This is a genomic window from Lactobacillus fornicalis (genome assembly GCF_055362665.1).
Window position 1 is genome coordinate 1 of record NZ_JBLTIM010000029.1, and the last position, 20,098, is coordinate 20,098.

Consider the following 20,098-nt stretch of genomic DNA (forward strand, 5'->3'; position numbering starts at 1 on the left):
TATTTTACAGTCTCATAATTCAACTTTACCTTTCATATCATATAGTCATATCTATCATATTTAAATATTGGTATATACGAATTTAAAAACAAATCCAAATGGACTATACCGTCTTCAATTTTATTATTTAGTAGTTCTAACCAACTGAGCATAAGCTTCAAATTCTGACTCTTTATAACAGCATAAAAACACCTTAATAGCAAAATTATGTCTTTTAAGCCATTCAGCTACTGCTTCACTTGCAACACTTGCAGCCTGCTTCACTGGATATTCATATACTCCAGTAGATATTCCAGAAAAAGCCACTGAATTACATTTATATTCCAAGGCTAAGTCTAAACTTTTCTTATAACATGACTGCAATTGCTGCTGAGGATTCTGGCTCAATTTAAAAACAGGTCCTACAGTATGGATAATATATTTACAAGTTTTTAAATCAAAAGAAGGTGTAATTTTAGCTTCACCAGTATCACACCCATTTAATTTCTTACAGGCTTCTAATAAATTAGGCCCAGCTGCTTGATGAATTGCACCATCAACTCCTCCTCCACCTAATAAAGTCTTGTTGGCCGCATTAACAATTGCATCAGCTGGAAAATTTACAACACTCGCCTTTACAACGAAAATATTTTTACTTAATTCGATTTCTTTCATTATTTCATCACCTATTTTAATAATAGCACTAAAAAAGCTACCCATTCGGGTAGCCCATTTATGAAACAAAAGGAAATAATATAGAAAGGAGGTGATAAAAATACAGGAAACTTTCTCCATCCACATATCTACTGTGGACAAATTTATTATACCAAGTAATGATAAAAAGTGCTTAAAAAAGCACTTTACTTTTTAATTTAATTTAAATACAAATTTATTACTTTGAATAAATAAATACTAGCTTACTATTAATTCATGGACTATAATTATGATTATTTAATTAAAATATTAATTTAAGAGAAGAGGGAATACGATGAAATCACTCACTTTATTTTTAGATGATGTTTTTGTAAAAATTATTGAAGATGACACTTTCAGCATTAGTTTTCATAATTGTCAGCCTGAAGATTTTGAAATTACGCCAGGAGAAAATACCACCATTAAACAAATTCATTCCAGTCAGGGATTATTCATAAAGAAGAAATATTTTTCATTATCTTTTAAATCTAAAGACGAGGTGACTTCAATCATTGAATTAAAACTGCCATCTCTTGAACATTTAAACGGCATTTGCGATGTAGGTGGCATCAGTCTTCGCAATTTAACAGTTAATACAATTGATATTCAAGTTGACAGCGGACTAGTTTATCTCAATAATATCCACGCTGAAAAAGTTTCAATAACCTGTGATACTGGAACTGTAAATGCAGATAAGTTAATTGTCTCAGATCATTGTGATATAAACGTTGATTCTGGCACACTGTTCATTAAAAATTCACTAACGAGCCTTTGTGGCTACGATATTAAATGTGAAACCGGAATTTCTAAATTATTCGGTTCTGTTAAAATTCGTGGTGACAAGCGTCTTTTTAAAGCTGGAGTGCCAATGTATCGTCTCAGAAATGATACTGGACTTTGTACAATTGAATAAAAGAAAATAGCCAGAGTAACTCTGGCTATTTCTATAGGGTTTATTTATATATAGGGGTTGGGAAGACCAATTCTTCCACTTTCTAAGAATGAAATAATTATCTGATTGTAAAACAAATAAAGTGGGAGTTTCATTTATTTTACTTGTGGGAGTATTCAGAAAAATTATTTCGTGTTTGCAGCATTGCTGCACGGTCTACTGAGGTAACAGTAGAAATAAAGGTTTTAAGCTAACTTACCCAAATGAATCTAGGGGGTTGTTTTAATGAGGGTGATTCATTTAGTAAACTTCTAATAGCTTAAAAGGATTGTTATGAACTGTTGCTAGGACACGACCACCTCCTTAAATAATTAATTATTAATTTTCTTTTTTATTACCCAATAATTTGAATAATAAGCTCGTTGTCACAAGTCCTATACCTAGTATCTGAACTAACTTTTCATGATTACCAGTCTGAGGTAAATTCTTATCATAATTGATTAATGATTTCTGACTTAGGTTTAGGCTTTGAGCATTTGAAATTGGCTTGTTAGACATTAAATTATTTATTTTTCTTTGTTCATTTTCTTTCTCTAATTTATTTGAAATTTTAGACTTAGAAAATTCACCATCGTTATTTAAAACAATTTCTGGCTTGTAGGTTACAGTTACGACTATATTTTTTTGTAATACATTTTTGCTATCTACCATTAATGTATCCGCATAATGTCTAGCTATTTCTGGTGTGATTACTTCTTTATACTTATTAATGTTTGAAGTCCAAGATGTTATTGGTGTTTCAATGCCTGTAACTAAATCCTTAGATATTGTACGTTTCCATGTAGACACTTGCACGTTATCCTCAGGAACTGAGACTCCATCAGTTGAAACATAATGCACTGTATAAGTAAACTGCTTAGTTTCCACTTTTAAAATCGGATCATGCTTTAGCACAACAGTAAAGATTTGCATTTTTGCGAGGTAATAAGCATTATTTGAAAAATTATCACTCACTAATTCATAGCCTGCATTTTCAAAATTCTTAATTGTTTCAGCTGTACTATATTCTACTTTGTCACCAGTAAATCCAGTTAAAGTAACGGAAGTTAATAATTTATTATTTGAATCTTTATCAACATAATTAATTACAATTGTTTGTTTGTCGGCACTGTAGTCAATAGTTACTGTTTGATCACTGTCATCTGCACTTGGAGTCACTTTTTCTACTGTGCTTTGACTTGGGGTGTATCCTGCAACAGTTAGTGTTGTGAATTTATTCCAATCACTTGTTCCATCAGTAGTCCAACTACCATAAGTCTTGTCTCCTTTCACATTGTCAGTAGTTACTGTTCTTGTGAAAGTTACTTCTTGCTTAGTGGTGTTTTCTGTACCATCAGGATTCTTAACAATTATTGTTCTTGTGACTGTCTTGTCTTCTGTTGCTGGTGTTATCGCATGGTTGAAGGTCAAGTCCACATATTGAGTTGCACTATCATCTGTATCAAGCTTAGTTGGTGCTTCTGTTGATGATACAAAACTGTAACCCTTGCTTGCCAAGTAACTCTTAATAGCTTCACTCAAGGTGTTCACATTATCTACATCAACTGTACCATTACTTGCACCATCTACTTCGGTTGTTAAACTACTTGGTAATTCTATTTCTACTGCACTGCCAATGTTTACATCGTATGCACGTAGCTTAAGCACTTGCTTGTCTGCACTGTAGTCAATAGTTATCGTTTGATTACTATCATCTGCACTTGGGGTTACCTTTTCTACAATGCTTTGACTTGGGGTATATCCTGCAACAGTTGGTGTTGTGAATTCATTCCAATCACTTGTTCCATCAGTAGTCCAACTACTATAAGTCTTGTCTCCTGTCACATTGTCAGTAGTTACTGTTCTTGTGAAGATTACTGTTTGCTTAGTGGTGTTTTCTGTACCATTTGGATTCTTAACAATTATTGTTCTTGTAACTGTCTTGTCTTCAGTAGAGCTTGAATGAGTATGATCAACTGTAATATTAATTACTTGTGGTTGGTCATCCTTAGTTGAATCTGCACTTTGACTGTGATCAAAGTTAGTTGGAATTTCAATAGTTTCAGGAACTGTGTACCCCTGGTTCTTCAAGTAATTTTTGATTTTTTCAACACCGTCAGTTACATCGCTACCAACATTCTCATCACTTTTACCATTGAAAGTAGTTGGCACATCAACAGTAACTTCCTTGCCAGTAGTCTTATCAACTGCAACTACCTTGATAGTTTGGGTGTTACCAGTATAAGTTACATCAACTGTTGAATTACTATCAGTATCCTTTGGAGTTACCTTTTTTACTGTGCTTTGACTTGGTGTGTAGCCATCAATACTTGGCACAGTGTATTCAGGATAATCTGGATTAGTTGAAGTCCACGGAGTTGAACTTATTACCTTACCAGTCACTTCATCAACAGTCACAGTTCTTGTGAAAGTTACTGTTTGAGTAATAGTTTCAGTAGTTCCATCTGGCTTGTGAACATTAATAGTCCTAGTAACTACCTTGGTAGTGTCAACGCCATCTGGATAATACTTGTTCGGATTATCAGGTAACTTGTCGCCAGGTTGTGCTGGACTATCAGGTGTTACATCCACAGTCTTGTGCTTCAAGTGAATAGTAGTATCTGGAGTTTGACTTCCATCATTATTGAACTTGATTTCAGTTGGCACCTTGTTACCATCTACTAGTTCGTAACCATCCGGAATCTTTTGGTCATCACTTGAAAGTGGTGTAGTTCCGCCAGTTACACCGTTAACTGGAACTGTCTTAATCGTCTTACCATTATCATTGTCATCTACGAAGATTACCTTTGTGTTGGTTGGGTTGCCAGTGTAAGTAATTGTTACTGCAGGTGTAGCTTCTTCAACACTAGTTTGGCTTGGGGTGTAACCAGGCTTGTCAGGTGCAGTGTATGAAGCCCACTTGTCAGTAGTAGTCCAATCACTGTATGTTACCTTGCCATTTACTTCATCAACAGTTGCAGTTCTGGTGTAGTGAACTGATTGAGTTGCAACCGTCTTCTTTTCACCAGTTACTGGATCAACTTCGACAATAGTTCTAGTGATTGTCTTGTTAAGGTCAGTTGCAGTTACGCCTGATGGGTACTTCTTGTCAGGATTGTCTGGCAAGTTATCGTCAGTTGTCTTTGGACTATCAGAATTTACTGTTATAGTCTTATGCTTCAAGTGAATAGTAGTATTTGGAGTTTGGCTACCATCATTGTTGAACTTGATTTCAGTTGGGATAGTATTACCTGGTACTAATTCATAACCAGCTGGAATCTTTTGGTCATCACTTGAAAGTGGCGTGGTTCCACCAGTTGTGCCATCAACCGTAACAGTCTTTACCGTCTTACCATTATCGTTATCATCAACGAAGACAACATTAGTATTAGTTGGGTTAGCGCTGTAAGTAATAGTTACTGTTTGGTCCTTATCAGTTACTGAAGGTGTAGTTTCATCCACGCTCTTTTGGCTTGGTGTATAACCAGGCTTGTCAGGTGCAGTGTATGAAGCCCACTTGTCAGTAGTTGCCCAATTAGTATAAGCTACCTTACCAGTTACTTCGTCAACAGTTGCAGTTCTGGTGTAGTGAACTGTTTGGGTTGCGACAGTCTTGCTTTCCTTAGTTACTGGATCAACTTCGAGAATAGTTCTAGTGATAGTCTTGTTAAGGTCAGTTGCAGTTACGCCTGATGGGTATTTCTTGTCAGGATTATCTGGCAAATTATCGTCAGTTGTCTTTGGACTATCTGGCTTAACTTCAGTAGTCTTGTGGCCAACAGTGATTGTTACTGGTTGTGGAGTCTTATCAGTATTTGAGTCACCATTATCAGTGTTATCAAAGTTCTTTGGAACTTCAACAGTATCAGGAACAGTGTAACCGTGAGTAGTTAAGTAAATCTTAATCTTGTTGATGCCATCAGTGATATCAACAGTACCACTAGTTGTTCCATCGAAATTTGTTGGAATAATAGTTGGGATCGTTACATCTGTGTTAGTTTCGGAATCATGAACAGTAACAGTGATAGTTTGCTTATCTGGGGCATAAACTACCTTAGCATTTACAGTTTGTCCGTCTGTCAATGTATTAAATTGATTGGTTAAGTCATAAGAAGTGGACTTGTTGTAATCCCCAGTTGATTGGTTAGTATCCAAATGGTAACCAGTTGGTGCTGCAGGGACATCTTGACTAGTTAAGTCAGCCTTAGTTGTAATTTCACCATTTACCTTGTAAGTAGCAGTATTTGTTGCTTCATCAACATCTTGTGCGATAGTTATTGACGTCTTGTATGAATCAGCAACAGTATTGCCATCAGTTGTTTGGTAAGTAATTTTCTTATTAATGTTTTTGGTAGTGATGGTATGTTTGTGCTTCAAATAAACTACTATGTCCGGAGTAGTTGAGTCCCCGCCAGCAAAGGTAATGGTTGTTGGCACTTGATTGCCAGGAACTAATTCGTAACCATCAGGAATTGTCGTCTTAGTCCCATCAACAGGAACTGTTTCTGAAGTATAACCATCCACTGGAACGGTATTAACAACCTTATTATTGTTGTCTTGATCCTTGAAGACGATATTCGTAGTCTTATTATTGGCTGTGTAAATTACCTTAGTGTTGTCACCCGGGTTAGTGATGTCGCTACCAGAAACTGTTGTCTTAGTTGCTGTATAACCAGGAACCGTTGGCGTAGTTGTATCACCAGCCTTAGTTGGATCATCTGAATTATTGTTGTAAGTTGGAGTGTCTGCTCCTTGAATTTCCTTACCACTTTCATCAACTGGAATAATTTTTCCAAATGAATTGTAAACTATATTATATTCTCGGGTTGGATTTTTAACACTGACTTCTGAATCATTATTCGCTTCTGATGGAACTATTTTGGCATAAGCCCCCTTTATTAATGGTACCTCAGCACCTGGTAAAATTACTTTTCCAGTTGAATTCACTGGTATTTTAGAGTCTGTACTTTCATAACTTATTACACTAGAATCCAATGGATTAGTTGGATCAAAAGTTTTATAAACTGTAACTGAACTAGATACTGAATCTTTTACTTCCTTCCCATTATTATCGATATAGTGAATTGTCTTAGTTAGAGAAACAGGACTTTTTACTAACGTACGATGATAAGTAATAGTTGGTTTTTCTACACTCTTAAAATCATTCTTATCCAAAATGCCTAATCCAACTTGAGTATAGTCAGCTCTAACTCTGTGCTTTCTGACATCTGGGCCAACATAAACATCTTCAGGATCCCCATTATTAATTGGATTTATAACTCCTAATAAGAAACTAGCCTTTCCTTTGGTTAAGAAAACCATAGATTCTTTAACAGGGTAAGTTATTTGACTTTCATCATTAATTTTTACCTCTGCCCCTTTGGAAATAAAGACACTTTCTGAAAGCTGCTTATTTTTTGGAAGACTAGAATTAACTTCTTCAATTAAACTCTTAGCACCTGAATTTCCATTACTAATATCATGTTCTACGGCTTCCATTGCTGAACCCTTGGGAACAAAAGCTGCAATTGCCCCTTCCACAGGTTTTATAAATTCAGCTCTTTGATTTTCAGCTTTATAACGCTTATTTAAAGGTTGTTCAGAATCAGGCAACTGCCGATTTAAGGTATCTTGTGTAAAATAATCTTCTCCTTCATAAAGGTTATCAGTACCTGATTCAACAAGATATTTCGTTAATTTTAATGCAGTAATATAATTGAAAGCTAATCCACTCGAAGGATCCCTAAAAATTTCAATAATTCCTTTTTCATTTTTAGTAGGATTTCCATATAGCTCACGTTTATCAATTACTGCATCACTTAATTCAACTACCATATCATATTTTTTATTCGTCGCAGTATCCAATACAACATTTGACCATCTAGCATACAAATGAGTATTACTATCTACTTCAGCATACTGCAATCTATTAGGGTTACTAGGTTCATCAAAATTTCGAGGTTCTTTATTTTGAGTATTAGTGCCTGATAATTGAATTTCTTCTTTTAATTCTTTTCCATCATTGCTTTTAGTAACTTTATAAAGTTTTACAGAATCCGCATGCGAATTATACTCAAATGTATTTTCAACATAAGCGTGATCTGTCGCTTCAACAGCATGTCCTTGTTTAAATGCAGCTTCCTGCTCTTCTCTTTGGTCTTGCCATTCATTTAATTTACTTTGATTGTCTTTAATTTGTTGTTTAATATCTGAAGCTTGCTCAGCGTAGTCTGCTTGTACTTTTTCTAATCCATCTACTTCATCGTTTACTTTAATTACTTTATCTGAATCTTGTTTTATGTTGAAGCCAGCTTTTTGTGCGGTATCTATTTCTCGATTCAATTTATCTTTTGCACTGTTTACTTCGACATTTTTAGAAATAATAGGAGTATCTGAGTTTTCAATCTTAGATGTGTTATTTAATTTGAGAGAATTAATACTAGAAGAGGTATCTGCAAGCGCATAGCCAGTACTCCAATTTAAGAAAATTAAACTGGAAATAGCAAATGAAGCCAAACCAATACTCGTCTTTCTAAAAGAAAATCTCTGTATTTCGTTAATCTCTTCACATAATCTATCATTAAAAAAACTCATAATATTAAGAATAACTCCTCCATAAGTTTAATAAAATTATTTCATCAAATTTCAAGCAGTCACTATATTATCAGACGTAATGTAGCTATTTCAAGATATATAGGTGTGCTTTTTTGAAAATATTTTCATTGATTTATATTGCCAATTAATAACTTATTTTCAATAAAATATTTAAATTTGTGATTTTTTCACTAACTAAAAAAAAAAAAAAAAAAAATAGTGTACTTTATCAGGGAATTTTCATTAGATTATTGCTATCTTTTTCTACAACTCGATAAATATACTCTATTTTTTGTTATTTTATTTTATGTGACTATTTTTAGCATTTATTTACTATTAACAATTAAACGTTTACTAAGTTCAATAAAATAATTTATATTAGTATTAATATAAATTTTTTACAAGAAAGGACCAATTATCCGATGACAAGTATCCGTGAAATTGCTAGAAAAGCAGGCGTATCACCTGCTACCGTTTCAAGAGTTTTGAACAGAGATAAAACATTTTCTATAAAAAATTCCACTCGCCAAAAGGTCCTCAATCTTGCAAAATCCTTACACTATGAGCTTAAGCCCAATCGCCCTTCTAATGGCCCAAAGAGAAAAATTATTGTATTATGCGCGTTAAGCGTTGAAACTCTCAATCGAGATTTATACTTCTCTGATATTAAGAAGGGGCTTTATAAAGAAGCAGATATTTCTCATATTACGGTCGTTAATTTCATACATTTTCCAGATTCTAAATTCAGATTTTCTGATTTAAAGAAGTTTGATGGCATAATTGTAATTGGAACTTTTACCTCAAATTTCTTAGAACACGTAGCCAAATATAATACGAATGTTGTTATTATCAATGAACCTCGGGATTTTGAAAAATTTGACTTAATTCGTAATAACTACTATTCATATACAAATAAAATATTAGATCTTCTATTTGAACGTAATTTCCATAAAATTGCACTAATTGGTGGAGCAGTTAATCAAATGGATTGCCTAGGCCTTTCAGACGAATCCTGCATAGATCCTCGCTCACGAGCTTACCGAAGCTGGATGAAAAGTCATGATTTACCAATCCAAGAAATCGCTACTGATTGGACTTTAGAAGCTGGATTTAATGCCATGGAAAAATTATTATCTACGAAAAACACTCCTGAAATAGTAATTGCATCAAGTGATTTATTAGCGGTTGGTGCTTATCGAGCTATTCATCTCCATCAATTAAAAATTCCCGATGATATCCAACTCATTAGCTTTAACAATTCAGAAGTAGCTTCTTATTTAGTACCTTCTCTTTCTTCTATTAACGCTCCAACCTTAGAAATGGGGAAAGCCGCTATTCGATTGCTAAATGACCGCTTTATTAATCAACGCACACAAGCATGGCAAGTGGTACTACCTTCTAAATTTATTGAACGTGAAAGTAGTTATTCTAATCTCGATAATTAAAAGGACTTTCTTGGAAATTCAAATATAAAAGTTCAATAAACATCTAAGAATAAATTCTTTTTGATAAAAAATGTTGATAATCATGGTTATGTAGCGCCTTGATATATCAACATTTTTTGTATTATAGATATTTTTTCAGTTACTTAAAATTTATTAAAATTAGTCAATTGTTAACTCTGTTTCTGCATCAAAGAAATGGGCTTTATTCATTTCGAATCCCATTTGAACCATACTACCTGGTTTAGTGAAATCACGTGCATCAACTCGAGAAACTAATTCACTTTCACCTACTTTAGTATAAAGTTGAGTTTCAGATCCTAACAATTCAGAAACAGTTACAGTAGCATTTACCACGGTTTCAGGGAATGCTTGCAAGAAAACTTCTTCAGTATGTACATCTTCAGGTCGAATACCAAAGATAATTTCTTTATTATCATATCCTTTTTCTTTAAGAATCTTTAATTTACCTTCTGGAACGGGAATTGCAAAATCTTGATTATTCTTATCAATAATCTTTCCATCCTTCAAAATAACACGGAAAAAGTTCATAGCGGGGGACCCAATAAAACCTGCAACAAAGACATTGGCTGGCTTATTATAGACTTCTAAAGGACTACCAACTTGTTGAATTTTACCATCTTTTAAGACAACAATTCGATCAGCTAAAGTCATGGCTTCAGTTTGATCATGAGTTACATAAATAGTAGTAGTCTTCAATTCTTGATGAAGTTTTGCAATTTCTGCTCTCATTGAAACTCTAAGCTTAGCATCCAAGTTACTTAATGGTTCATCCATCAAAAAGATTGGCGCATCCCGCACAATTGCCCTTCCTAACGCCACACGTTGGCGTTGCCCACCAGAAAGAGCTGCAGGTTTTCTGTCTAGTAAGTGTGCTAATCCTAAAACTTCAGCCGCACTTTTGACCTTTTTATCAATTTCTTCTTTTGAATAGTGACGTAATTTCAAACCAAAAGCCATATTGTCATAAACACTCATATGTGGATATAAGGCATAGTTCTGGAAAACCATGGCAATTTGCCGATCTTTTGGTGCGATATCATTCATGACCTTGCCACCAATTTTAAGAGTTCCCTTTGAAATTTCTTCTAGTCCAGCAATCATTCTCAAAGTGGTTGACTTACCACACCCAGATGGACCAACAAAAACAATGAATTCATGATCATTGATATGCAAATTAAAATCAGTCACTGAATAATCAGTTGCATTATCATACTTCTTATATACGTGATCTAAGTCTACTTTAACCATTTTTATCTCCATTTACTCTGCTTACTTAACTGCCCCGTTGCTCATTCCAGCAATAATATTCTTTTGAAAAATCATATATACGATGGTAATCGTAATAATCCCAACTACATATGATGCAAAACTTGGACCATAATCATTGAAATATTGTCCAGTGTAGTTGTATTGGAATAGCGGCAAGGTCCACATCCGGTTATCCTTGTTCAAAATTAGTAATGGAAGCATAAAGTCATTCCAAAACCACATTGCATTAACAATTAAAGTTGTTGCATGCATTGGCTTCATTAAAGGAAAGGCAATCTTGAAATAAGTTATCCACTTACTTGCACCATCAATTTCAGCTGCTTCATCCAAACTTTCTGGAATACTCAACTTGATGTAACCAACATACAAGAATAAAGTTTGTGGAATTGCATAAGTTAGGTACAAAATAATTAAGCCCCACATATTGGCTAGTCCTATCCGGTTCATTAAAACCGTGATTGGAATCATAATTACTTGAAATGGAACGAAAATACCCAAAATTAAAAGTGAGTACATAATGTTAAAAGCGCGTTTTTTGCTCATATTTCTCGCAATTGAATATGCGGCCATTGGTACAAAAAGCATTACCACGATAACTGAACAAATACTAATCACAATTGAGTTCCAAAAGTAGCCACCAATCCCATCAGCAAACAAGTGTTCATAGTTAGCCCAGGTCCATGGATTGGGAAAAGCAAAGAAATTCGCCATAATTTGCTTAGTTGTCTTAAACGAACTCAAAAATGAATATAAAATTGGAACTAAAATTAAAATTCCACCAGAAATCAACAAAACATATTTCCAAAAATTCCCTGGCTCACGTTTACTTTGCATATTTACCTCTCCCTCTACTGCACTTCATACTTGTTAGATAGCTTAACTTGCAAAATTGAAATTAATGCAATTACAACAAATAACACTAAGGCAATTGCATTTGCATACCCATATTGATTATTCTTAAAGGCATAATTATAAATTAATAAACCAATTGAGGTAGTTGCATCAGTAGGTCCACCACTAGTTAAAGCAAAAATTTGATCAAATGCCGTAAAACCAGCCTTTAATGCCATAATGAATACCATTGAAATACTTGGAAGAAGATATGGTAATTCAATCTTCCAAAAGATTTGTGTATTATTTGCTCCATCCATTGCAGCAGCTTCTTTAATTTCATCAGGAATGCTTTGTAAACCAGCTAAGAAAATAATGACTGGCATTGCAATTCCCTGCCAAAGCATAACAAAGATTACTGCAATAATTGCGCCAACTTGGTTGCCTAAAATTGAATCAGTTAAAAAGTCTAAATGAAGCCAATTACCAATTGCTGGTAATCCATAATTGAAGACTTGTTTAAAAATCAAGAAACTGTCAATCCTGATAAAACGGCCGGGAAGAAAAACCATGCTCTCCAAAATAACCGCCCCTTAATCTTGGCATTCAAAGCACGTGCAATTAAAATACCAAAAGCAATTTCTCCCACAATTAAGCACACAGTTAATAATAATGTGAACCCAATGGCCTTCATAAACTTGGCATCCATAAAGAGAATTCTATAGTTATTTAAGCCAACAAAATTAAAGTTATAAGTAAAACCATTCCAATCTGTCAAACTATAAAAGGCGCCTTGAACCATTGGAAAATAGAAAAAGATGATCTGTAAAATAATTGGGACAATCAGAAAAGTCCAACCCCAATACTTAGCAGCAAATTTTTTCAACGTCATTTTTGCTCCTCCTGTCAAGATTAATTAGTAGCCTTCATAGGGTTAAAGGTAGTGTTAAAGTCACTTATTAATTGTTTCTTGTCTCCAGTCAAAACATAATTACCAGTCAAATTGAAGAAATCATTTTCAGTGGTCCATTTTTGGCCCAGCCAAACCATATGTTTCTTAGTAAATGCATATTTACTTAAACCACCTAATTCTGAATCGATACCCTTTTGCTTAACACCTTTAATCGTACATGGCGAGCCATCTTGGTCATAATACATTTGCATTGCTTCAGGACTACACATGAACTTTAGAAATTCATCAGCTGCTTTTTTATGTTTGGATCTTGATGAAATTGACAGTGCCATATCACCTGAACCTACTGTCATTTCTTGACCTGGTTTATTACCAGGGAAGGCAAAGGTTCTAATTTTAAATTTAGGGTTCTGTGTTTTAATTACGGCTAAAGCCCAAGAACCTTGTGGCATAATTAGAGCTTTGCCACTAGTAAAGGCCATAACTGCATCGTTATAGCTGGCTCCTTTCCAGTTCTTCTGACCATTGCCTCGAAGTAAGTCAAGTCTTTGAATGTCAGCTTGAATATATTTATTATTTAGAGAAATTGAATTAACTGGAGAATATCTAATTAAATTTTCTGCCTGATTAAATCCACCAGTAACTGTCGCTAAAGATAAGTTATGATACCCATTTAAAGTCCACGGCTCTGTCCCAGCTATAGCAAATGGTGTCTTTCCTTTTGCTTTAATTTCTTTAACTAAATGCTCTAGTTCTGACCAAGTTTGAGGAATTTTTAAACCTAACTTTTCAAACTCAGTGGCATTGTAGTAAAAGCCATATAAATTAGCACTCAATGGAGCGTTGTAAATTTTGCCATTGATAGCAAACTTTTCAGCATAATTGTTAACAATATTTTTAATATATGACTTATGAGTCATATCAACAAAATATCCCACCTTAGCCCAAGTTTGGTAGTCTAAGTTCTGTGGATAAGTGTTGATAACATCTGGTGCATCCCCAGATAGCATCCTTACCTTCAAAACATCACCAGCAGATGGAACATCGGTTTCCTTCACTCGAATATTAGGATGTTCTTTTTCAAATTTTTTAATCATTTTCTTTAAAGTTGCTTGCATTTCTCTTTTCTGATTAAAAAACTCAATCGTAACTTTTTTATTGCTGCTTGCATCTTGTTTTCTACACCCGGTAAGACTCAAGAAAGCTAACGCGATAATTCCACCAGCAACTAACTTTAGCCACTTCTTCATCGCTATTCTCCTCTCACTACAAATTAAATTATTTTAAATACACTTGTTAACGCTTTCATACTAAACTATTATATAATTACTGTAAACAGTTAATTAGCTCCCTTGTACTTAAAATACAGGATAAAGTTTTGTACAATAAAGCTTTGAAACGTTTACTTAATTATTTACCATATAGAGGTTTTTTTATGACAAGTATCAGAGAAATTGCTAGAAAGGCAGGGGTTTCACCTGCTACTGTTTCACGAGTTTTAAGCCAGGATAAAACTTTTTCAATTAAGGATTCAACTAGAAAAAAAGTCTTAGAAGTTGCCAATAATTTACACTACGATCCTCGCCCTAATCGCCTATTGATTAATATCAATAATAAAAAACGTAAAATAATTATCTTATGTGCTTTAAGTGTTGAACAGCTAAATAGGGACTTATATTTTTCAAATATAAGTCAGGGGTTACAAGAGGAAGCAAATGCTAGTCACTACACAATAAGTAGTTTTATTCATTTTCCAAAACCTAATTTTGATTTTTCATCTGTAAAAAATTTTGACGGAATTGTAATTATTGGGACATTTTCCTCTAAATTTATAAAACGAGTATCACTTTATAATCCAAATATTGTAATCATTGATGAATATCGTCATTTTGATGAATACGATTTAATTCGCAATAATTATTTTGAACTTACTAATCGTGTTTTAAATATACTTTATCAAAGAAAATACACTAGGATTGGTTTTATCGGGGGCTACTTAAATGAAATGACTCATACTCATTTATCAAAAAAAATGAATATTGATCCTAGAACCAAAGCATATGAAACTTGGATGAAGCTACATAACTTGCCGATTAATGAAGTAATAACTAATTGGACACTAGATGAAGGGTACAGTGCTATGGATAAACTACTAAATTCATCTAATCCGCCTAAAATTGTCCTCGTTGCAAGTGATGTATTAGCAATGGGAGCTTATCGATCAATTCATCTACATCAAAAAGAAATCCCAACCGACATTCAAATTATCAGCTATAATAATTCGGAAGTTGCATCTTATTTGGTTCCTTCGCTCAGTTCAATCAGTGCTCCAAGTTATCAAATGGGGCAAGCTGCTATTCGACTTTTACATGACCGCTTTATTAATCACCGTACTATTCCCTATCAGTTACTTTTACCTTCAAAATTTATTGAAAGAGAAAGTAGTATAGCCAATAAAAAAAATAGAATCTAGGATTACTAGACTCTATTTTTTATTAGCTTCAAATTATTCATTTTTTTCTGCTTTAATATCCTTGGCAAGCTTGTTAACAATCTCATTGTGCATCTTTTCATCCAGCTTAACTTTAGCCATGAAAATGATCATTCCCACAATTGTAGTAACTAGTGGTATGTAAAAGGCAAAAGTCTTAAACAAGAAGATATCGTGTGCTGTAATACTTGATGCAGCAACATTACCAGTCATACCCACAATACCAGCAATTACACCAGTTAAACCAGTAGTTACGGCACCATTAAACTTATCAAGCATTGGACGAACTGCACTAGTAGCAGCTTCTGATCTGTGGCCAGTCTTTAATTGCCCATATTCTACACAATCAGCAATAGTTAATAGTAAAACCATAAATACAAGTGGTCCAGCTAAAGTATAGAAAAGTTGTGCAACTAGAGTCATAGCCACATTTTGAGTAAATGAATAAATAATGTATGCCAAAACCATTGTAAGCATTGAGCCAATCATAATCTTTCGCCGGCCAAAATATTTAGCCAAGAATGGATATGAAATAATTGAAACAAATCCACTAAAAATACCTAGCCAACCTACATATTGCCATTTATCTTGTGCATCAAGAACATAACGGAAGTAATAAAGCATAAAACTGTTAGTAATTGATGTACCTAATCCATAAATAATATATGAAAGTGACATCCAACCTAATTGATCATTAGTACCGATAGTTTTAAAAATTTGGCCAATAGTAATTTCTTTTTGATTTTGATCAGTAACAACTGAAGCCTTTTCTTTGGTACCAAATGCCGTAAATGCCGCACCTACAAATTGAGTTAAACCAATAATCAATGCAAACATAAACCAACCATGCTCATTAAAGTTACTTGAACCTGAGAAATAAGTTAACAATACTGCATATAAAACAGTAATAATATTACCACCAATAGTTGAACCAATTCTAGCACCAGTTGCAGTGAAACCACGATCATCTGATGATAATGACATTGCTGGTAATAATCCCCAGAAAGAAATATCTTTAAATGCATATACAATGTATAAAGCAAAGAACATGATAGTGAATAGAATTAAGAACAAGTGACCATTCTTAGTTGCTAACCCATTCATAGTAGTAAATAGGAATGGACTACCAAGACCTAAAATTAGACCAGTTCCTAAAATCCAAGGACGATACTTTCCCCACTTAGAATTAGTTTTATCAATCATTGAACCAATAAATGGATCAAGGACTAATTCAATAATTCGAACAACCATAATAATCATAGTTGTAATAGCTACCATGTGAGTAGTGTAATTCTTGTCACCACCAGAGAACATAATACTGGTAATAAACATTAATAAATAGGTGTTCAAAATTCCATAAAATGAATCATGACCAAAGGCACCTAAACCATAAGCCACAGTATTTTTCCACTTTTGCATAACGGTTTTATCTCCAAAAATTATTGTTTTAATTATTTAACTGCTTTAAAGTAATGAACTTCACTAATAAAGTCACCCTTATGAGTAGGATTTCTGAATAAACCGAGGTTCATCAATTCATCGCCACCATAAATTTTTCCAGTTACACTATCTTGATAGTTCTTATCAGGATCTAGGGCATACATCTTAGTGTTTACAATTTCATATCGAACTGAACTCAACTTGCGATACATAAATAGTAAAGCTTCACTTTTATCAGGGCTGACAAATTCCCAAGCAACGTGATTACCAGCAAAGGCACTTTGTAAGCGATAAAAATCACCAAATTGAATCAATTTACGATGTTCCTTATAAAAGGCAACTTGTTTTTTCACTTCAGCTTTTTCATCTTCAGTTAAGGCACTTGGATCCAATTCATAACCAAAAGTTGCACTCATTGCGACATCACCACGCATCTTAAAACTAGTAATGCGGTTAGTGTGCCCATTTGGAACCGCTGAAACGTGACCAGTAACAGAAGAAATTGGATAAACTAAACTAGTTCCTTCTTGAATTCTTAAACGTTCATTAGCATCAGTGTTATCTGATGGCCAGCATTGTGGCATGTAATATAGCAAACCGGCATCATCACGACCACCACCACCAGAACAACTTTCAAATAAAATATCTGGATATCTTTCAATCAATTTTTCCATTAAACTGTAGACACCTAAAATATGACGGTGAGCAATTTCACCTTCTTGATCTGCTGGATAAGCAGCTGAATAAACTTCAGTTAAATTCCGGTTGCAGTCCCACTTGATGTAATCAATATCTACATCATCTAGAATCTTACAAATTTGATCAAAAATATTATCGACAACTTCTGGACGACTAAAGTCGAGTACTAGTTGATTTCTAGCTAAAGTCATTCCACGCCCCGGTTCATGTAAAACATAGTCTGGGTGGGTCTTATACAAGTCTGAATCTTTTGAAATCATTTCCGGTTCAAACCATAATCCAAATTTCATGCCAGCATCATGAGTCTGCTTAGCCACCTTATGTAAGTCAATTTTCTTAGTATTGACATACCAATCACCCAAGCTTGAGTTGTCATCATCCCGGTGACCAAACCACCCATCATCTAGGACAAACATTTCAATTCCAAGTGGCTTAGCTTCCTCAACTATTTGATCTAACTTAGCAGCATCAAAGTTCATTTCAGTAGCTTCCCAGTTATTGATAATGATTGGACGCTCACGGTCACGCCATTTGCCACGTGCTACTCGTTCACGAAGTAAATGATGGAAAACTTGGGTCATGCCATTAAGCCCCTTAGTTGAATAAACGTTAATTGCTTCTGGAGTTTGGAAGCTTTCACCCGGATTTAATTTCCAACTGAAGTTGTCATCATTAATTCCAACAAGCAAGCGGATTTGGTCAATTTGGTCACTTTCCAAACTAATCTTAAAGTTGCCAGAATATACAAGTAATGTAGCCATAACATTACCATGAAATTCATCGGTATCCTTATCTACAATTGCAGCAAAAGGATTCATATGATGTGAACTAGCTCCACGTCGACTAGACATTTCAAAAATACCTTGATCAATTGACTTACGTCTTGTTTGGCGTTCAACACCATATTGTCCAGGTAAGTAAACTAAATCATAGTTTTGCTTAGTTAAATCAAGTTGCATAGAAGCTAACTTTTCAACTTGGAAGGCTTCACTACCACAATTAATTAAGCGAGCATTTCTAGTGATAACTGGACGATCACGGTAAATGGTGTAAGTTAAAACTAAATCAGCCTTAATAACATCATCACGTAAAGTCACTTCCAAAGTTTGAGCTTCTTGATCGCTTTCAACATAACTTTGAGGTAAACCTTCAAGCTTAGGCTTGCCATTAATGATCTTATATGATTGATAGCGGAAATCCGTCATTCTCGCACCATTTTTGGTCTTAATAACAATGGAGGGCAATCTAAAATCGCCAGTATTATTACCGGAGTATTCTTGGAGCAAATCATCTTTTGAATATGTCCGATCTAACGAATCAGGTAAATTACCAGAAAACCCCCGATCAATTCTAGGATAGAAACGTTCACCATGATATGCTCTAATTTTAGGACCATAGTATAAATGGCCTAATAATCCACCTTCCTCAATAGAAAAAAGGTATGAAATAGATGCATTTGTGAGGTTAAAGACTTTTTGTTTTTCATCAAATGAAATCATAAGCGAATCCTTTTCTTTCTTTATTTTTGTTAACGGTTACATCTTAATGCTTTTGGTGTTTTATGTAAACACTTACATTAAATAGCTTCATAGAAATAGTGGCTAATTTTCTTTATATAAAAGCATTTGAAACGTTTACTTAAAAATAGCTTTTTAAGTAAACAAAGTTATATAAAAAAGGTCTTGGTATTAATCCAAGACCTAAAGTAAGTAAAAATTATTTATTTACCAATTCAACGGGTAAAATATACTTCTTTTCAATATTTTCCTTATAATTTTCAATCTGATTCAAACATATTTCTGTTAACAAATTAGCCAATTCTTCCGTTGGCTGTCTAACTGTAATCAATTCTGGAAAGAGATGATTTATAAATTTTGTTCCATCAAACCCTGTAATAATTGGAGAATAGTTGATTAACTTAGCCTGTTCTCTAACGAATAAAGCCGTTATATCATCTGTTGTACAAATCGCGTCATATTTTTTATTTTTTATCAATCCATCAATTTGAATTTTTTTGGCAATTTCTGATCCCTCAAAATCCGTATAAGCAGTTTTTATTTCTAATTCATGATAATTGAAAACCTTCATCATTCCTTTAATTCTATCGGTAATGGGGAAATAATCCTGACGATTTCCAGATAAAATCAAAATCTTCTTACAGCCTTTTTCTACTACTGCCTTAGCAATTTTAAACCCACCATCTAAATTATTACATGATACAAATGGAATATTTGGCCCCAAATTTCTATCAAAAGTAACAATCGGAATCCCTGGATAATTTACCTTATCTATTTTTAATGGGGAGCTATTAATAATTCCTTTTATTTGTCCATCTAGAATTAATGACACATAATCTTCCAGCTTATGATTTTCATTATTATCAATAAACAAAGTACAATTATATCCCTTATTTTTTAAATTACTTTCTAAATATGTAAATAATTCAGAAAATAATGGATTCTTAATTGATGGGAATACTATCCCTATCGCCTTAGTAGTTGAGGGTTTGCGTATTTCATTTTTTGGCTGATAGTTTAACTTGGAAATTGCATTTTCAATCTTTTTGGCAGTAGATGCAGCTACATAGCCATTTTGATTAATAAATCTTGATACAGTTGCAATTGAAACTCCTGCTTCCCGAGCAACATCTTTAATATTAGCGCTCATAATCTTATCCTATTCCCTTAATAAACACTGTAAAAAATGTAATTTATGTAAAAAGATGTAAATAGTTTCATATTATAAAACTATTGTATACAATTTTTATATAAAATCAACTGAAAGCGCTATGA

General features: G+C 33.8%; 11 protein-coding genes and 1 pseudogene. 3 read left to right on the top strand and 9 right to left on the bottom strand.

Going from position 1 to position 20,098, the window contains the following annotated elements; genetic code table 11:
- Positions 1 to 123: 123 nt before the first annotated feature.
- Positions 124 to 654 carry a macro domain-containing protein gene (locus ACNDLV_RS06310; RefSeq protein WP_006587697.1) on the bottom strand — a complete coding sequence of 177 codons (531 nt, stop codon included), beginning with the start codon at positions 652 to 654 and terminating at the stop codon, positions 124 to 126.
- 313 nt (positions 655 to 967) lie between these two features.
- On the opposite strand from ACNDLV_RS06310, the gene ACNDLV_RS06315 reads away from it, so the two are divergent.
- Positions 968 to 1,585: a DUF4097 family beta strand repeat-containing protein gene (locus ACNDLV_RS06315; RefSeq protein WP_006586403.1), complete on the top strand. Its 618-nt coding sequence runs from the start codon at positions 968 to 970 to the stop codon at positions 1,583 to 1,585.
- 357 nt (positions 1,586 to 1,942) lie between these two features.
- Here ACNDLV_RS06315 and ACNDLV_RS06320 read toward each other — a convergent pair whose 3' ends face one another.
- Positions 1,943 to 8,197 carry a mucin-binding protein gene (locus tag ACNDLV_RS06320; RefSeq protein WP_006587698.1) on the bottom strand — a complete coding sequence of 2,085 codons (6,255 nt, stop codon included), beginning with the start codon at positions 8,195 to 8,197 and terminating at the stop codon, positions 1,943 to 1,945.
- A gap of 422 nt (positions 8,198 to 8,619) precedes the next feature.
- Here ACNDLV_RS06320 and ACNDLV_RS06325 point away from each other — a divergent pair, with 422 nt between their 5' ends.
- On the top strand, positions 8,620 to 9,642 hold the full coding sequence (locus ACNDLV_RS06325; protein ID WP_006587699.1) for a LacI family DNA-binding transcriptional regulator: 1,023 nt from the start codon (positions 8,620 to 8,622) through the stop codon (positions 9,640 to 9,642).
- 159 nt (positions 9,643 to 9,801) lie between these two features.
- Here ACNDLV_RS06325 and ACNDLV_RS06330 read toward each other — a convergent pair whose 3' ends face one another.
- The 4 genes and pseudogenes from ACNDLV_RS06330 to ACNDLV_RS06345 form a co-directional block, all read right to left on the bottom strand.
- A complete protein-coding gene (locus tag ACNDLV_RS06330; RefSeq protein ID WP_006587700.1) occupies positions 9,802 to 10,911 on the bottom strand; it encodes an ABC transporter ATP-binding protein in 1,110 nt (369 codons plus the stop codon).
- Positions 10,912 to 10,932: 21 nt separating this feature from the next.
- Positions 10,933 to 11,766 (bottom strand): carbohydrate ABC transporter permease, encoded by an 834-nt coding sequence (locus tag ACNDLV_RS06335; RefSeq protein WP_006586399.1) that lies wholly within the window; start codon positions 11,764 to 11,766, stop codon positions 10,933 to 10,935.
- 14 nt (positions 11,767 to 11,780) lie between these two features.
- Positions 11,781 to 12,655, bottom strand: a pseudogene (locus ACNDLV_RS06340) (carbohydrate ABC transporter permease).
- Between the two features lie 20 nt (positions 12,656 to 12,675).
- Positions 12,676 to 13,926: an extracellular solute-binding protein gene (locus ACNDLV_RS06345; RefSeq protein WP_006586397.1), complete on the bottom strand. Its 1,251-nt coding sequence runs from the start codon at positions 13,924 to 13,926 to the stop codon at positions 12,676 to 12,678.
- Between the two features lie 185 nt (positions 13,927 to 14,111).
- On the opposite strand from ACNDLV_RS06345, the gene ACNDLV_RS06350 reads away from it, so the two are divergent.
- Positions 14,112 to 15,149: a LacI family DNA-binding transcriptional regulator gene (locus ACNDLV_RS06350; RefSeq protein ID WP_006586396.1), complete on the top strand. Its 1,038-nt coding sequence runs from the start codon at positions 14,112 to 14,114 to the stop codon at positions 15,147 to 15,149.
- 33 nt (positions 15,150 to 15,182) lie between these two features.
- Here the strand turns inward: ACNDLV_RS06350 and ACNDLV_RS06355 are convergent, their stop codons facing one another.
- The 3 genes from ACNDLV_RS06355 to ACNDLV_RS06365 all read right to left on the bottom strand — a co-directional run bounded on the left by ACNDLV_RS06355 (position 15,183) and on the right by ACNDLV_RS06365 (position 19,973).
- Positions 15,183 to 16,586: a glycoside-pentoside-hexuronide (GPH):cation symporter gene (locus tag ACNDLV_RS06355; protein WP_006586395.1), complete on the bottom strand. Its 1,404-nt coding sequence runs from the start codon at positions 16,584 to 16,586 to the stop codon at positions 15,183 to 15,185.
- Positions 16,587 to 16,618: 32 nt separating this feature from the next.
- The gene (locus tag ACNDLV_RS06360; RefSeq protein WP_006586394.1) at positions 16,619 to 18,805 is read right to left on the bottom strand and encodes an alpha-galactosidase; all 2,187 of its coding nucleotides are present in this window, start codon (positions 18,803 to 18,805) and stop codon (positions 16,619 to 16,621) included.
- Between the two features lie 217 nt (positions 18,806 to 19,022).
- A complete protein-coding gene (locus tag ACNDLV_RS06365; RefSeq protein WP_006586393.1) occupies positions 19,023 to 19,973 on the bottom strand; it encodes a LacI family DNA-binding transcriptional regulator in 951 nt (316 codons plus the stop codon).
- Positions 19,974 to 20,098 lie beyond the last annotated feature (125 nt).

Excerpts from the sequence above, each read along its gene's own strand:
- ACNDLV_RS06310 (WP_006587697.1), bottom strand. The coding sequence starts at position 654 with ATGAAAGAAATCGAATTAAGTAAAAATATTTTCGTTGTAAAGGCGAGT.
- ACNDLV_RS06315 (WP_006586403.1), top strand. The coding sequence starts at position 968 with ATGAAATCACTCACTTTATTTTTAGATGATGTTTTTGTAAAAATTATT.
- ACNDLV_RS06320 (WP_006587698.1), bottom strand. The coding sequence starts at position 8,197 with ATGAGTTTTTTTAATGATAGATTATGTGAAGAGATTAACGAAATACAG.
- ACNDLV_RS06325 (WP_006587699.1), top strand. The coding sequence starts at position 8,620 with ATGACAAGTATCCGTGAAATTGCTAGAAAAGCAGGCGTATCACCTGCT.
- ACNDLV_RS06330 (WP_006587700.1), bottom strand. The coding sequence starts at position 10,911 with ATGGTTAAAGTAGACTTAGATCACGTATATAAGAAGTATGATAATGCA.
- ACNDLV_RS06335 (WP_006586399.1), bottom strand. The coding sequence starts at position 11,766 with ATGCAAAGTAAACGTGAGCCAGGGAATTTTTGGAAATATGTTTTGTTG.
- ACNDLV_RS06345 (WP_006586397.1), bottom strand. The coding sequence starts at position 13,926 with ATGAAGAAGTGGCTAAAGTTAGTTGCTGGTGGAATTATCGCGTTAGCT.
- ACNDLV_RS06350 (WP_006586396.1), top strand. The coding sequence starts at position 14,112 with ATGACAAGTATCAGAGAAATTGCTAGAAAGGCAGGGGTTTCACCTGCT.
- ACNDLV_RS06355 (WP_006586395.1), bottom strand. The coding sequence starts at position 16,586 with ATGCAAAAGTGGAAAAATACTGTGGCTTATGGTTTAGGTGCCTTTGGT.
- ACNDLV_RS06360 (WP_006586394.1), bottom strand. The coding sequence starts at position 18,805 with ATGATTTCATTTGATGAAAAACAAAAAGTCTTTAACCTCACAAATGCA.
- ACNDLV_RS06365 (WP_006586393.1), bottom strand. The coding sequence starts at position 19,973 with ATGAGCGCTAATATTAAAGATGTTGCTCGGGAAGCAGGAGTTTCAATT.